The organism is Rapidithrix thailandica, assembly GCF_039710355.1.
GTDB lineage: Bacteria > Bacteroidota > Bacteroidia > Cytophagales > Flammeovirgaceae > Rapidithrix > Rapidithrix thailandica.
The window spans coordinates 24,875-40,446 of record NZ_JBDKWZ010000015.1 but is presented as its reverse complement, the minus strand read 5'-3'; the positions used below and the strand labels follow the sequence as shown (position 1 = coordinate 40,446).

Genomic DNA, 15,572 nt, shown 5'->3' with positions numbered 1-15,572 from the left:
AATAGAGAAATGAAAAAGTAAATAATAACCCAAAAACCACCTAATATGATGGCCTTCGTATTTGGCACTCCGGTTCATTTGGCCAACTGCCCTAGAAGTTCTCTTTGTACTTCGTGTTTTCCATCAAAAAACGCCACTTCAGGTTTACCGACCGCTTGTTCTACCCTTAGAAGATGTTCTTCAAAAGGCCATTTTCGATAGTAGGGATCTTGCCGGCCCATCACGATAGTAACCTCCGGCTTTTCGGGCAAATACGTAAAGTGATTCGCTGATAAATCTTCTGGAAAGATCCCTGCCCATATGATCATTTTCCGGAAGGGTAATTGACTGAAAGCAGCCCAGCGGCAAGCCGTGGCAACCCCTTGAGAAAAACCAAACAAGTTGATGGAAGGTGTTGAATGGGTACATTTCTGCAATTCGTACTCTAACACAGCATCCAGATAATGTAGTTGGTTATGAATATCCGTTTCCCGGTCTTCCCGTGTCATCCAGGAGGCACCGACTTTTTTAAAAGTAAAATCCAGATAAAAACGTGACAAGCCTTGTGGAGCAATCAGAAAATTGGTTTCGAGGTCCAGTACATCGAACCTCCTGATAAAGTGTTCGGTCATTTGGCCATAGCCATGAAAAACGATCCAAATATTTTGAGTAGTTTCTGTCAGCCGTCCCAGTGTGTAGTAAGGTGCTGTGAAATTAAATTCTATCTCTTGTTTATCTGCTTGCATGAATAAAAAAATGTCAAATTATAAAATCCTTTAAGTTTGGCCTTGAACATCCACATGGAAAGGACCTTATTCTGTGGAAGCGTTTGTTTCCGGACGGCTTTCCAACTCTCTTTCTGTCCGCTCGATTTTTACGGCAAAAGGGCTGGGCTGAATATCCCGTTCGAACTTTTTCGCCACCACAAAGGTAAATTCCGTCCCGAAAAACAGGATCTGAGAGGAGTAAAACACCCAAGTCAACAATACCATAATAAACCCTGCGGCTCCGTAAAAATCCGAAAAATTGGATTGGGAAATATACCAATCGATCAACCCTTGCCCCAATTTAAACAGAACAGTGGTAAAAATAGCCCCTAACCAGACATCTTTCCACTTCACTTTTGCATCGGGCAAGTACTTGAAAATAATCGAGAAAAACAGCACCGAGATAACAAAAGATCCTAATTCATGAAAAAACGAAGACAAATAAGAAATAAAGCCGGAAAAGAAATCACTTACCAAAAAGAATTCCGAGAGGAAGCGGTCCATGGTAAGTACCAGCGTTTCGACAATCAGTGAGAGCACCACGATAAACCCAATAGTAACCACCATGGCAAAAGAGCGCAACCGGGCCCAAGCGACTTGCAGAATCCCCTGCTTGATCCTTGGCCGCACTTTCCAGAAAATATTGATTGACGATTGTAAGGAATAAAAAAGCACGGTAGATCCGAATAGCAAAGTTCCAATACCTAACAAGGCACTTCTACCGGAAGACTCTTGCGACTGCAAATGTTCAATTGCCTGCGAAAAACGCTCTGCCACTCCTGCCCCCAACATTTTTGTCAAATATCCCAACACTTCCATCTTTACATTCTCCTGCCCCATAAAAAAGCCCAGGGAATAAATAATTACCATTAACATTGGTGGCAGGGAAAAAACGGCATAATACGAAAGGGCCGCTCCATGTTGAAAGGCATTGTCATTGGAATATTCTTTAAACGAATCCCTTAACAGAATTGCCAATGTAAATATATGCCTAAGTATCCATTTTACACAAATTTCCAATACGCTGGAAGAAGAGGACTTGGCATAGCTTCTCAAACGCCACAAAAACTTTCTGACCTGCCAGGTGAGTACTTTCTTTTTCTTTTGAATCATAGTTCTTAATAAAAAGGAATGATTGATAGTCTGGCGAGTGTATTTTAAGGACTGTTTTTTTAATTCACAGAAGGTCCTTTGGTAGTGAAGTTACTAAATCAAAAGAAATAGCAGGTAGAAATTAAAGTATTGCGTTTAACAAGCCAAAGAAAAAGGCATAAAAAAACCCCAACCGTAAAGTTGAGGTTTCAAGCGGAACAGACGGGATTCGAACCCGCGACCTCCTGCGTGACAGGCAGGCATTCTAACCAGCTGAACTACTGCTCCGTTTTCCAAAAAAGAAAGTTTTTTTCTCTATGACTTCTAAAGGGAAAGTCTGGAAGATTAATCTTTAAAATACTTGGCACTTCTTGCCAAATGTTAAGTGTTTTTGCGGAACAGACGGGATTCGAACCCGCGACCTCCTGCGTGACAGGCAGGCATTCTAACCAGCTGAACTACTGCTCCGTTCCTTAATGGTGATGCAAAAGTAGAGTTCCACTTTTAATTTTCCAACACTTGAGCATAAAAAAAACCACAAAAAATCATATACCACTGGTAACCAACACAATAATTTTTCACTTTTTTTCATTACTAAATTTCAGAAACCTTTTATAAGAAAACCCCCAAGATCTATAAAACACTTCTCATCCTATTTCACTCTTCATTCATATTGTAGATACCGGAAGCAATGCTACCAGACTAAGAATTGATTTAAAAAAGGTTACCAAAACATTTTTTAAACACACTCTTTAAGATAAATATCATGTACTATAAATATATTTTTTGGGAATATTATCGCATCAAATCAACTTTTCACAAAATACCTAAGCCCCCTGGTGACATGCCTTACTATTTATACAAAAACCAAATAAATCACTTATTAACAGAGAAAACAATTAAATAATAATCCTTCACCACAAGAGAGGATTCAATAAAAAGTTGGTAACCTATCATTTCATGCATAAAAAACGATCTATCCACTCATGTAATATCCACTCTATATTTAGAAGTAAAAAATACTCAATCCCGCCTAAATTTACATTTATTAATAATTGCTATTAATCCAAAATCCTAAGTATATATTATCATGGTTGATTTAATGATTGCGTACGAAACTGTGTCAAGCAGCACAAAGAACAACTCAGAGAAAAAAAACAATTAAAACTTAACTTCAAGTGAGAAGTAAAAGGCTGTCAACGGAAATTGACAGCCTTTTTATATATTTTCATGAATTATAAAGGAATTTTTAACTTGGTATTAACCAAGCTTCAATCCGCCCTTGCAATGAATTTTAAACCTGCTCTTAAATGGAGCGTGACAAGGTCTACTGCTTACCCCTTGATAAAAGTTTTGCTTATTCTGTCCCCGGATTTTCCAGTTAAAACAATTACATAAACTCCGGCTGACAGATTTCGAATATCAATTGCCATTGTTTTTTCATTGACATTTTCCTTCGACTTTATAATCAAGCCATTTACATCCATAATTTGATACGCTCCGATCGGTTCATTCCACTCGATATTTATAAGCTCATCACTTGGGTTTGGATAGAGGTTGATCGTCTCTTTTAAGGAGCTAAAATGTACTTTTGTTGGGCTTTCAAATGGAGTTGAGAAGATTTTTGACGGAGCCGAAGCTTTCTTCGCTAAAATACTGGATTGCTCCGTACCGGAGCCAGCAAATGTTAATTCCAATACAGACCGGAGGCTTTCTGTTGCTGCCTCGCTGGCATGGTAGCTCACGTAGGCATTATTATCAGCGCTGAAACTTAAAGACAAATAACCATCCCCTTGCCGTTCGGTTTCGGCTTGGGCAGTTACGTCAAACAAGACTACCGAACCGGACTCCCTGGTGGTTTGTGTATCCAGAAAATTCCCGTAAGCCGGGCCGTTGTTCCAGGTAACGGTGGATTCGTCCCAGCTGTCGTCTTGGACAAATCGCACATGGTGATTGGTGCCTCCGCCCGGAGTAGTTCCTATTTTTGTGGTTAATTTCACTTTGGCGCCAACGATTTCCTGCTCAATATTTGACAGGTCGAAGCCCATGTAAAAATCCCTGGTATAATTCCAACCATCGCTTTTTATTTCCAAAATGGAGATGTTGTAATTATTATCGGCATATGCCCCCGAACGTATAAAAGCATCTTGTGCAGGGCTTATGGCCTGATCCTTTTTACCAATGATTAATTTAGGCCTTAGGTCCGGGTTATGATAGTCTTTTGAATAGAAACTTCCGTAAACACCACTCGAAACCGCTCCTAATTCCATACTAAGGTAACCGTCACCGTTTTTCTCACTGATCACTTCGTTGGTAATGTCCCATTCGATCGGTCCTGATCCGCCCTGTTGGATACCGATCAAATAAGAAGGAGCTGGCATATTGTTCCAAGTGAGGAGGTATTCCTTCCAACCATCGTTGGGCACAAATTTTAAATTATAATCGGTGTACCCTGCAACAGAAGGGGTCAACTGTAATTTTACACTGGAAACATCTCCGATACCTGAAACATCAAAACAGAAATACCCTCTTCTTTCATAGCTTCCGCCTTCATTTTTAACTTCTATGATATCCGAATGCCCGTAATTGGTATTGGCATAATTCCCGTTTCTGACATAGGCATCACCCACAAGCTCCAAGGTGTACCAGGCTGTTCTTAAAGAGTCCCACTCGTTCAGTGTCTGGCTTACCCAAGAGGGTGCGGTTCCCAACCTGTACTCGAGTTGTGCCTCGTATAAAGACTCCGGAAATACTTTGGTGCCATTGCTTTCCTCATATTTTACATGATTTTGATCGAAGCCGGCTCCACCCCCGCCATGATAACCAACAACAATGGGATTGACAACGGTAAGACCGCAGTAGTTTCCCCCACAATCATTCCATAGGTTGTACCATACAGACCCATTGCCCACTCGCTCGATATTCCACATGGTAAGTCCGGTAAGATGGTTGGGAAGATTGGCATAATGCCCGCCAGCACCGTCTTTGTTCATCATAATATAGCGGTCGATTAAATTGGTCCTGGGCATGCTCCCATGTAAATCCATTGCCTTTCCCTTCCGGGCATCCACTCTCCATACGACTGACCCGCAAGCTCTACCGGACATGTCCGCTCCGTGAAATTGTCCGTGATAAGTATTATCCCAGATTAACCCCTGGAGTACCCGGCTCGAGCCTCCGTCTACTGCTGTAAGGGAATGACCGCTGTTTCCATCAACCAGTATATTCAGTATGGAGCTGGCATAGGAAGAACTTGTAATGGCTACGGCCTGGCTGACGTTACTAAATCTGCTTCTTCTTACCCATGAATGGGCGACCTCAGCCATTTTAATCCCTTTCCAGCCATAATCATGAATGTAATCTTTATGATGGACAAACGGATCGGTAAAATTGGCCTTAAAATGAATGTCCTCAAAACCACAGTTTTCCAATAAGTCGATGGTTTGGGCTCCCCATTTATAGCCGGCTTTGATATCATCAATTATGGGATCTTTGAGATGAAGAATATTATTGACTAAGTCAACCGAATCGATTTCATGTACTTCTTCCAGAGCTACCCCTTGATGGATGATGGTAGTCCAAACACTTCGCGGGCTTTTTCCGTCCAGAAAATCATTGTTAGCCGCAGTGTTGTTTTGCATCCTTAATTCACAAAATTTTTCATTTTGAAATATACTGGCATTTTTCACCTGTACGGTATAATCCCCTCTGTTGGCATCCTTTGTGACGGCAGTTCCTTGTGTACTGACATTGACAGGGTAGAATTCAAACATGGCTGAGTTACCCCAGGAGGGCCAGCCTGAGGGAAGTCGCATATAGTTTTTCATATTAATAACCGTTCCTCCCGGGGTAGAACCGCTGCCTTTCAGGATAATATTGGAGGCGTTGATGACGATCGGTGAAGTGTTGTTCGGATCGGAGTTGACCAGGTACTCACCGGGAGGGAAAAAGACAACCCCGCCACCGTTGGCTTCTGCGGCATCAATGGCTGCCTGAATGGCCGCCTGATCGGAATTTGTGTCATTAGGGATGGCCCCATAGGCCGGATCTGTTACATCAAACACCGGATAACCGGAGGTTTCCGGAAGGGCCACTTCCCCCCTCATGTATCCGGCAAAGGAGTAATCGGGGAGTAAGGGAATATCAGGATCTGTGATTTCTCCGGTATACTTTTTCCATATTTGTGCATTTTGACATAATCCCGTTGTTGTCAATACAATGCTAAAGCTGAGCATAAGGTGTATCGCTCCCAACCATTTTAGGCAATTGTTTTTCATTTTCATAAGTTTTTAAGTATTACAGGTACGAATGATTAGTTACTAGCAAACAGATGATTATATTTGATTTAATTACAGGATAACTTTTCCGAAAATTAAGGCTTGATGGTACCATCAGGCCCCTTCTCCATAGACAGCAAGAGCCCCCCGGGAATACGCTATTAAAAGCCTATTCCATGATTGAAGCGGCTTCATATTCGGCCGTGCCAATTAAAGATTCAGTTGATTGTAAAATCAGGAAACGGTTTGAGTGTAAGCGCTAAATTATCCTGTGAAGCCTGCTAAGAGGTGATAAAATTGTCCGTAATTTGGCCAAAATCATTCATCCATCGCTTTTTTAAAGCACTGAGGAAGGGGGTGGAGCATCGGAAAGTACATGTAACAGGAAAAGCAAGTTCAGCAGCTCCCCATCAACAAGAGGCAGGTTCCCGATAAAATACGGTAGCCGTTTTACTCATCCGGCTGCCTGTTTTGTTTTATGTATTCTGTAGGTGATACTCCAAAATGTTCTTTGAAACACTTACTGAAATACCTGGGTGTATTAAAGCCTGTATCAAAGGCAACTTCTGAAATGTTTTTGTTTTTTTCATACAGTAACATATTAGCCGCCTTTTTTAACCGTACGGTTTGAATAAAATCATTTGGCGTTTGTCCCGTTAGCGTTTTTATCTTATGATAAAATAAAGTACGGCTAAAGCCCATCTCCGAAGCAAAATCATCAATGGAGAAGTCCGCGTTGGTAACTTGTTTTTCTATAAGCTCCTGAGCCCTTTTCATAAAATCCTGATCAACGGAGTTTTGGGTAATTCCGGAGGTCTTGGTCTTCAAATCATTACTAAATGTTTGTTGAAGAATCTTCCTGTTATTAAACAGGTTTTCTACCTGAGCTTTTAACATTTTTGAGCTGAAAGGTTTGGTACAATAAGTATCCGCCCCGTATTTCAGTCCTAAAATTTTATCTTCTTCTCCTCCTAAGGCTGTTAACAATACGATAGGTATATGACTGGTATTGATACTCCTTTTCAGCCTTTTACACATATCAAGACCGGACAGTCTGGGCATCTTTACATCGGAGATAATAATAGCAGGCTGAATTTCCAAGGCCTTTTCAAGCCCTTCCTGTCCATTGCTTGCAAATTCCACATGGTAGACATCGCTAAAAATATTATTAATTAGCAATCTTATTTCCCAATTGTCATCGGCAATCAGTAAACTGGGCTTATTGGTATTCGCTCGTGTTTTATTGGCGGCTACTTTACATTTAAAATCTTCCTGTTCCCCTACCCATACCAATTCTTTATCCATTGAAAATTGATTACTCACCGTTTCCCCGGAAATTTCTTCCGGCCTAAGGTGGTCTTCCCCCTTGAGAAGTCTGACCGTAAAGCCCGTACCTTTGTCAATAGCACTTGCACAAGTAATCTCCCCACGATGCGCTAAGATCAGGCTTTTGACCAATGCCAGCCCAATGCCACTACCTGAATATTCACTGCCTGTAAACTTTGTTTCCAATTGATAGAAGCGGTCAAAGATATTTTTAACTTTTTCCTTTGGGATCCCCACACCATTATCCATTACACAAATTTCGACCTCATTAGCTTTATCCTCCAATTTGAGGATCACTTCGCCTCCTTGATCAGCCACATGATCGAAAGCATTGGAAAGCAGGTTGTAGAATACTTTGTCCATTTGAGTGGGATCGTAATAAACAGGAAGGTTTTCTACATTCTTGACAAAAGAATACTTTATATTTTTCCTGCTGGCAATCACCATAAATGCCTGGTAAACATCCTCCAGGTAGGAGACAATATTGTGCTCCTGAAACTTGATTTTTAAATGCCCCTGCTCAAGCTTGCGAAAGTCAAGCAACTCCCTGTTCAAATATTTTAGCCGCTTTGCATTGCGCACCGCAAATTTTAATAAAAAGCCGATTTCGGAGGATGTTTTGGTTTTCTGTATGATGTTTTCCAGAGAGCTCAGTATAATGGTCAGAGGGGTCATAAATTCATGACTTATATTCGTAAAAAACCTCAATTTGTGGAGATTCAATTCTCTGATACGTTCCTTCTCTTTTCTTTCATTTTCAAGCTGATACAATAAACGCAACCTGGAAATATAGAAATAGTTGAAAAGAAAGATGAGCGATAATACAATCAAAAAATACAGTGCATAAGCATAGCCTGTTTGTGAAATAGGCGGTTCAACAAAAATATGAATTACCGCCACTTCAGTGACAGGGGCATAGGCAATATCCGTTCCTCTGACTTTGAAGGTGTATTTTCCGGGGTTTAGGTTGGTATAACTGGCAAAGGTTTGGTACTCTGCATTGACCCACACTTCCTCAAAACCTTCCAGTTTGTATTGATATTTATTTTTGAGAGTCCGGTCAAAATTACATGTGGAAAAGTCCAGCCTGAAGGTGGTATGTTCGGGTTTTAAGGTGAACGATTCGGTGGCCGATATATCTTTTTCCAGGACAAATGTCCCGTCATTTGCCCGAATCGGTTTATTGTTTACCGTAAGACCGGAAAAGATCACTTTCCGGTCTTTTGAGACTCGCAAAAGTGCTCCTTCTTTGAAGGATATGAGCCCGTCTATCCCCCCTACAAAGATTTCGCCCTCATTGCTGCGTAATAGAGATTTATAATTCAGCTCTGTAAGCGGAAAGCCAGACTTGCTGTCGTAGTTCAAAAAAATCATCTTTTCAACATCCAGATAAGAAAGCCCTTTACTGGTTGCTATCCACAAATCACCCGAACCCGATTCCTTGATACTGTATATAAAATCACTGGGTAAATTGTTTCTTTTTTTATTGAAGGTTTTAAATTCATCCTTCTTCCGGTCATAAAGGCATAGCCCCCCGCCATCAGTACCGACCCATAATCTATGTTGTCTGTCTTCTGCCATGTAGTTGATGGAATTGTATGCAATCGAGCTTTCGTTAAACTCTTCATACAAGTATTGGTTAAGTTGCTTGGAACCGGGATGGTATGAAAACAGTCCTTCCAATTCGGACCCCATCCAAATGATACCCTTACTGTCTTCAAAGACATTACTTATGGTGATACCGGTCCTTTTTTGAATTGCTACCGATTCGAAGAATGGACTGAAAGCTTCATCGTCCAGATTGAACTTAATCAGACCCCTTTCGGTAGCCAAAAGAAAATCGTCTTTATGTTTTATGATGGCATTGACATGCTGCGGGGCATTTTTATACTTCGACTCATTAAAATGTTTGAATTCTTTCTTTGGAATGTCAAACAGACATAACCCTCCCTTATAAGTCCCGACAAGAAGTTGCTCTTCATCCGTAAGAAGCAGGGATTTGACATTTGTTTGGGAAACGCCATGCTTGTTGTTGGCAAAGGGGTAATTAATAAATTTGTTTTCCTGCCTGTCAAAATAGTCTAAGCCGGCACCTTCTGTTGCCACCCAAATATTTTTTTTATCATCTTCGATCAATGATCCGATCACCGGAAAACTTGGATTGGCACCGACCAATGATTCATTATATTCCGTAAAAACCTGATTGGCTACTTTGGCATAATTTACCCCCCCGAAATATGTTCCCGCCCACAGGTGGTCGTCATGGGAAATGAACAAAGGATAAACTGAATTATGAGAGAGGCCATGTGGGAGGCCCTTACCCGCCTCAACAAAGGAAGTAGTGCGGTTCTTTATATCAAAGATGGCTAACCCTTTAAATGTGCCTACCCAAATTTTCCCGTTTTTATCCTCTACAACCGACCTGACTGATAAATCCTTCAGGTAAAACGGAGAAGTGTTTTTGGAAATAAAGTCGAATTTTTTTTCACCGACATCATAGATAATGATTCCGTGATTTTCCGAGGTGATCCAAATTCTGTTTTTGGAATCGGATAGTACATCATTTATGGTTCCGATCGAAACCTGGAATGGGATTTTTATAATTTCCCGGTTTCCATTTTTGATTTTTATCAAATGATTTTCTTTACCGTTTATCAGCCAAAGAGTACCTTCTTGATCCTGACAGATACGTGAGATGGTTTCCCGTTTCTGGTACAAGTCATTTTGGGACAGGAAAACCTCTTTTTGTTCATTATAAACCAAAAGGCCCTGTTCAGAACCCACCAGAACATTGTGATTATACCTTCCGATGCAAAGTACACCTTCCAGATAAAACCTCTGGAAAGAGAACGTTTGCAAGTCTAATCTCGAAACCCCGCCCGCAGTCTGCACCCATAAGTAACGATCAACCCGTAATAGGTCCCTGACTTTATGTTCCATAAGAGAAGCAGAGTCTCCTCGTTCCGGAAAGAAACTTTTCATTTGAACCCCATCCCAGCAATTCAAGCCATTTCTTGTCCCGAACCACATTCTTTTCAGATGATCTTGTTCGATGGCAAGTACAGAAGTTTCACTTAACCCCTCTTTCAAGCCCAGCTTTTGAAAAGCAATAGTTTGCGCCAATGTATAGCACGCTGATAGTGAAGCAACTAAAGATAATAATATGGTACCATAAACCCTGTACATACGATATTGATTGATCAATCAATATAAAAATATTTTTTACATCCTTATCAAGTATTAAGCATCATCAAAAATTAGTTTGGCTGTAAATCGCTGGTTGGAAATATTCAGGCGTGTAAGAACGATTGAGAAAGAAGTGCAAACTATAACGAACTCGTTGAAAAGAGCCACAAAAGACCATTAAAATTAAGCTGTAGTGATTCGGATAAATTATCCAACTTCCATTTTTATTTAAAGTCGGTATTACAAACCTGGCACCCACAAGTCATACAAATTTTCCGGCTCAAACTCACTGTTCGCGACCTCTTATACCTCTGTATTTAACAAGCCACAGTCAATTAACAAAATATTAAAATTCTAAGTGTAATTTTAAAAATATCATAACAAACATTGTTTTTTATAGAAAAATTATAGCTTACCCAAAAAATCCTTATCGGATTGTTAATAATTATCTACTAATATTTTTATACTTTTGTATTCAGGCATGTATGTTTAAAAAATGAAAATACATTATCAAATCTGCGAAGTAGTTCACTGTCCATGCCTGAAGAATCAATTCACTCACTAAATAAAAAAAGAAGATGGAAGACATTCAGCCCATAAAAAACTGGGAAGTTGTGAGAGGGAGAAGTACTCCTATAGCAATTGCGGGTCCGTGTAGTGCTGAGACCGAGGAGCAATTGTATCAAACGTGTAAAGGCATTAAGGAAAATGTTGATATTACAATGCTCCGGGCTGGAATTTGGAAACCGCGAACCAGGCCTAACACCTTTGAGGGTGTAGGGGAAATCGGCCTGAAGTGGTTAAAAAATGTCAAAGAAGAATTACAAATGCCAGCCACTGTGGAAGTTGCAAACGCCAAACATGTGGAGCTGGCTTTAAAATATGAAATGGACGTATTGTGGATCGGTGCCCGGAGTACCGTAAACCCCTTTACCGTTCAGGAAATTGCCGATGCACTGAAAGGTGTGAATGTACCGGTGATTGTCAAAAACCCGATTAATCCGGATCTTGCTTTATGGTTGGGAGCCATTGAGCGTATTTATAATTCCGGCATCCGGGATATTGCGGCCTTGCACCGCGGTTTTTCTTCTCATGAGGAAACCAAATACCGCAACTCTCCTATGTGGCAGTTGCCAATCACTTTGAAAAGTAAGTTTCCAAATATTTCTCTGCTTTGTGATCCTAGCCATATTGCCGGAACCCGGGATTTGATTTATCCTGTATCGCAAAAAGCCATTGACTTGGATTATGACGGGTTAATGATTGAAACTCACTGTGACCCGGACAACGCTTTAAGTGATGCCAAGCAGCAAATTACGCCTGATCGATTGGCGGAAGTACTTGCCGAAGTAAAAATCCGGAAAAACAAAACAGACGATGTGGAATTCAACTCACACTTGGATGACCTTCGTTTGAAAATAGACCGGGTAGATAAAGAACTTCTGGAAAACCTGGCCACCCGGATGAACCTGGTGACCGAAATCGGAGAGTACAAACGCGATAACAACGTCACTGTATTTCAGGCGGAACGATGGATTGAAGTGTTTCAAACCCGTCCGGCTCTTGCCAAAGAACTGGGTTTGACCAAGCGTTTTGCAGAGCAGTTGTACAAATTGATTCATGACGAGTCGATCCGTATCCAAACCAAGATCATGAATTCGGAACCTGCGGAATAGCGTAGCTTTCACTATTGAATACAGGTCAGTTGAAGTTTTGGCAATTCGCAAACAGGTTTATCCTTTATCAATTGCTCTTTAACCCCAACTGATCAAAAATAAAGGTCAGTCGCCCCTATTTTGGCAACTGACCTTTATTTTTACCAAATGGATTTATAGCATCCATGAACTATATCAGGACATTAAGTAGCTATAGATAATTGACATACATTATGAGCCTTAATAAAATCGTATTTACAAGTGAACTCCACTCCGGATTGTTTGATTTTCTTTCGGGGTACTCCCAAGTAGCGGTATTGGTTGATGAGAACAGCCGGGAGCATTGTTACCCTCTTGTAAAAGCATATCTACCGGAACATCAGGTAATTGAAATTAAAAGCGGGGAAGAAAATAAAACGCTTCGTACTTGTGAACATATCTGGGGCAAAATGACCGACTTTCAGTTTGACCGGAAAGCCATACTCATCAATTTGGGAGGGGGAGTGATTGGAGATATGGGAGGCTTTTGTGCAAGCACGTATAAAAGAGGCATTGATTTTATCCAAATACCTACAACCCTGCTTTCTCAGGTAGATGCCAGTGTGGGAGGAAAATTGGGAATCGATTTTCACAGCTTTAAAAATCACATTGGATTATTTCGCATTCCGGATTTGGTACTTATCTACCCCGATTTCATCAAAACACTACCCGAAAATGAGATCAAATCCGGTTTTGCAGAAGTTATCAAACATTGCCTGATAGCCGATAAAAAACAATGGGAACACCTGACCTCTCAACCTTACACCTCACTGAATTGGCATGAAATCATTCCGCATTCGGTCAAAATCAAAGAACAAGTGGTAGAGAGCGATCCCAAAGAAAACGGCCTTCGCAAAATATTAAATTTCGGACATACCGTAGGGCATGCGGTGGAAAGTTATTTACTCCCGATACCCGGAAGAAAACTATTGCATGGAGAAGCCATAGCCGTGGGGACGATTGCCGAACTGTATCTTTCGGAAAAGAAATGTGCAATGCCTGAAAAGGAGGTACAGGAAGTAAAAGAATATATTTTACAAACCTATGGCAAGATCTCACTCAGCTCCGAGGATATCGATCAGATCAAGGGCCTGGCTTTACAAGACAAGAAAAATGAAGGAGCTACCATTAACAGTTCTTTATTAACCGGTATCGGAGAGTGTGTATATGACCAAGCCATCAGTTTGGAAGAAATTGCAGCAAGTTTGGAATACTACAAAAACTGTTAAAGGAAAAAACCGATCAAAATACCGGCCAGGGACTAGAGGAAGGAAAGACAATTGTTCCTTTTACCGGAAAACGCCACTGGTCTCTGGTCTTCCGTTCTTAATCTATCGTCGACCGTTGATTAATTTCTTAAATTATTGAAATACTTTTCTGGGGAAAATAGTTATACTTGAAACTTAGTGACCAATTATCTGAATAATCCTTACAGTATTTGACAATTAAACTAAAAAATAGCACTACACCGTATGCTGCCAAAATTACTTTTCGTCTTATACCTACTATCGTCCCCGTTTATCAGCTATTGCCAATCTCCCATCGCTCCTAAAAGAGAGTTCAGGGCTGTATGGATAGCTACGGTAAATAATATTGATTGGCCCTCCAAAAAAGGCCTCTCCCCTCAAAAGCAACAGGCGGAATTTATTCAGCTACTGGATAAGCATAAACGCTTTGGATTTAATGCCGTCATTGTGCAAGTACGAGCCGCTGCGGATGCCTTTTACTCCAGCAAATACGAACCTTGGTCAGAGTGGCTTAGTGGAAAGCAAGGCCGCCCAACCCAACCTTATTATGACCCTTTGGAGTTTATGATTCGCGAAGCCCATAAACGAGGCATGGAATTTCATGCTTGGATCAATCCCTTCAGAGCCGTCACCAATGTAAAATCGGCCCATATCCATGAAAATCACATTACGAAGACTCGCCCACAATGGTTTTTGAAGTATGGGAGTTTAAAGTTTTTTAACCCCGGAATTCCTGAAGTACGAGACTATTTGGTAAAGATCGTCACCGATATCGCCAAGCGTTATGATGTAGATGGAATCCACTTCGATGATTATTTCTATCCTTACCCCGACTTAGGAAGTAACATGGGGGATAAACGCACTTTTTATAAATACAGAAAAGGCTTTAAATACATTGAAGATTGGCGAAGAGATAATGTCAGCCAATTTATTGAAGCCGTTCATGAATCTGTCGTTGCGCACAAGCCCTTTGTCAAGTTTGGGGTCAGTCCATTTGGTGTTTGGCGAAATCGCTATAACAGTGCTTATGGTTCCAATACCAATTCCGGATATACCAGTTACGATCACTTGTATGCGGACATACGGCTTTGGCTTCAAAATGGCTGGGTAGATTATGTGGCTCCACAGCTTTACCAAAATACCAAACACAATAAAATACCCTTCAGGGAAATGGTACAATGGTGGTCGCAAAACACCTTTGGAAAGCACTTATACATCGGCCATGCCGCGTATCGGATTTACTGGAGCAGTGACAAATCCTGGTACGATAAAAAAGAGATTCCGGCACAGATACAACACTCGAGAAAATTTGATAACAAAGTACATGGCAGTATTTTCTACAGTGCTACCTCCGTACTACGCAACCGGGGACATTTTGTAGATTCTTTGCGAAAACATTATTATCAATATCCGGCACTTTTGCCTACCATGCCTTGGAAAGACAATACACCTCCTCCACCCCCTATCAACCCGACTTTTACTTTTAAAAACCAAATGATTAACATACAATGGGCAGCTCCGACAACAGAAGAAAAAAGCGACCACATTAAATCGTACTTATTGTACCGTTTTCATAAATCTGACAGCATCAATTTTGAAAACCCTGCACATATCCTGGCCATTCTCTCCCCTACTCAAGAGAGTTATCCAATACAACAGCTGCAACATTTTGACGAGTATAATTACTACCTGTCCGCAATTGACCGGCTTAACAATGAAAGTACTCCCATAGAGGTACAATTGCCAACGGAAGAAATCATCGCCCAATTGCAACTCCCATTCCCCAAAAGTGTCATTGAGTATTTTGCTGATTTTATGATTCAAAAAAGCAAAGACCTTTTCAAAAACAAGTCCGGCACCGCCAGTTTAAAAACGACAGAATCCAATATAAGCGAATACGGCAAATAACTTATTTAAAGGTCTAAAAAAACAATATCACCCAACCGGATTTACCGTTTACCCCCATCATTAAAAAACCCTTCCGGATTTTGTTTCCGGAAGGAT

The 15,572-nt window shown here is 40.8% G+C and carries 7 protein-coding genes and 2 tRNA genes; 3 read left to right on the top strand and 6 right to left on the bottom strand.

Annotated features, from left to right (window positions below; translation table 11 throughout):
• Positions 1 to 74: 74 nt before the first annotated feature.
• From AAG747_RS21890 to AAG747_RS21865, 6 genes are all read right to left on the bottom strand, one after another.
• Positions 75 to 725 (bottom strand): alpha/beta hydrolase, encoded by a 651-nt coding sequence (locus tag AAG747_RS21890; protein ID WP_346823369.1) that lies wholly within the window; start codon positions 723 to 725, stop codon positions 75 to 77.
• Positions 726 to 791: 66 nt separating this feature from the next.
• Positions 792 to 1,859 (bottom strand): YihY/virulence factor BrkB family protein, encoded by a 1,068-nt coding sequence (locus AAG747_RS21885; RefSeq protein ID WP_346823368.1) that lies wholly within the window; start codon positions 1,857 to 1,859, stop codon positions 792 to 794.
• Positions 1,860 to 2,052: 193 nt separating this feature from the next.
• Positions 2,053 to 2,126, bottom strand: a tRNA-Asp gene (locus AAG747_RS21880).
• Positions 2,127 to 2,232: 106 nt separating this feature from the next.
• Positions 2,233 to 2,306 (bottom strand) — tRNA-Asp (locus AAG747_RS21875).
• A gap of 866 nt (positions 2,307 to 3,172) precedes the next feature.
• Entirely contained in the window at positions 3,173 to 6,115 is a 2,943-nt protein-coding gene (locus AAG747_RS21870) for a CBM96 family carbohydrate-binding protein (protein ID WP_346823367.1), read from the bottom strand.
• A 450-nt stretch (positions 6,116 to 6,565) separates the two neighbouring features.
• Positions 6,566 to 10,627 (bottom strand): hybrid sensor histidine kinase/response regulator transcription factor, encoded by a 4,062-nt coding sequence (locus AAG747_RS21865; RefSeq protein ID WP_346823366.1) that lies wholly within the window; start codon positions 10,625 to 10,627, stop codon positions 6,566 to 6,568.
• Positions 10,628 to 11,205: 578 nt separating this feature from the next.
• Here AAG747_RS21865 and AAG747_RS21860 point away from each other — a divergent pair.
• The 3 genes from AAG747_RS21860 to AAG747_RS21850 all read left to right on the top strand — a co-directional run bounded on the left by AAG747_RS21860 (position 11,206) and on the right by AAG747_RS21850 (position 15,476).
• Positions 11,206 to 12,303: a chorismate mutase gene (locus AAG747_RS21860; protein WP_346823365.1), complete on the top strand. Its 1,098-nt coding sequence runs from the start codon at positions 11,206 to 11,208 to the stop codon at positions 12,301 to 12,303.
• A gap of 212 nt (positions 12,304 to 12,515) precedes the next feature.
• Positions 12,516 to 13,550, top strand: a complete 1,035-nt coding sequence (aroB, locus tag AAG747_RS21855; protein WP_346823364.1) for a 3-dehydroquinate synthase — start codon at positions 12,516 to 12,518, stop codon at positions 13,548 to 13,550.
• Positions 13,551 to 13,793: 243 nt separating this feature from the next.
• The gene (locus AAG747_RS21850) at positions 13,794 to 15,476 is read left to right on the top strand and encodes a glycoside hydrolase family 10-like protein (RefSeq protein WP_346823363.1); all 1,683 of its coding nucleotides are present in this window, start codon (positions 13,794 to 13,796) and stop codon (positions 15,474 to 15,476) included.
• Positions 15,477 to 15,572: the final 96 nt, after the last annotated feature.

Excerpts from the sequence above, each read along its gene's own strand:
- AAG747_RS21890 (WP_346823369.1), bottom strand. The coding sequence starts at position 725 with ATGCAAGCAGATAAACAAGAGATAGAATTTAATTTCACAGCACCTTAC.
- AAG747_RS21885 (WP_346823368.1), bottom strand. The coding sequence starts at position 1,859 with ATGATTCAAAAGAAAAAGAAAGTACTCACCTGGCAGGTCAGAAAGTTT.
- AAG747_RS21870 (WP_346823367.1), bottom strand. The coding sequence starts at position 6,115 with ATGAAAAACAATTGCCTAAAATGGTTGGGAGCGATACACCTTATGCTC.
- AAG747_RS21865 (WP_346823366.1), bottom strand. The coding sequence starts at position 10,627 with ATGTACAGGGTTTATGGTACCATATTATTATCTTTAGTTGCTTCACTA.
- AAG747_RS21860 (WP_346823365.1), top strand. The coding sequence starts at position 11,206 with ATGGAAGACATTCAGCCCATAAAAAACTGGGAAGTTGTGAGAGGGAGA.
- aroB (WP_346823364.1), top strand. The coding sequence starts at position 12,516 with ATGAGCCTTAATAAAATCGTATTTACAAGTGAACTCCACTCCGGATTG.
- AAG747_RS21850 (WP_346823363.1), top strand. The coding sequence starts at position 13,794 with ATGCTGCCAAAATTACTTTTCGTCTTATACCTACTATCGTCCCCGTTT.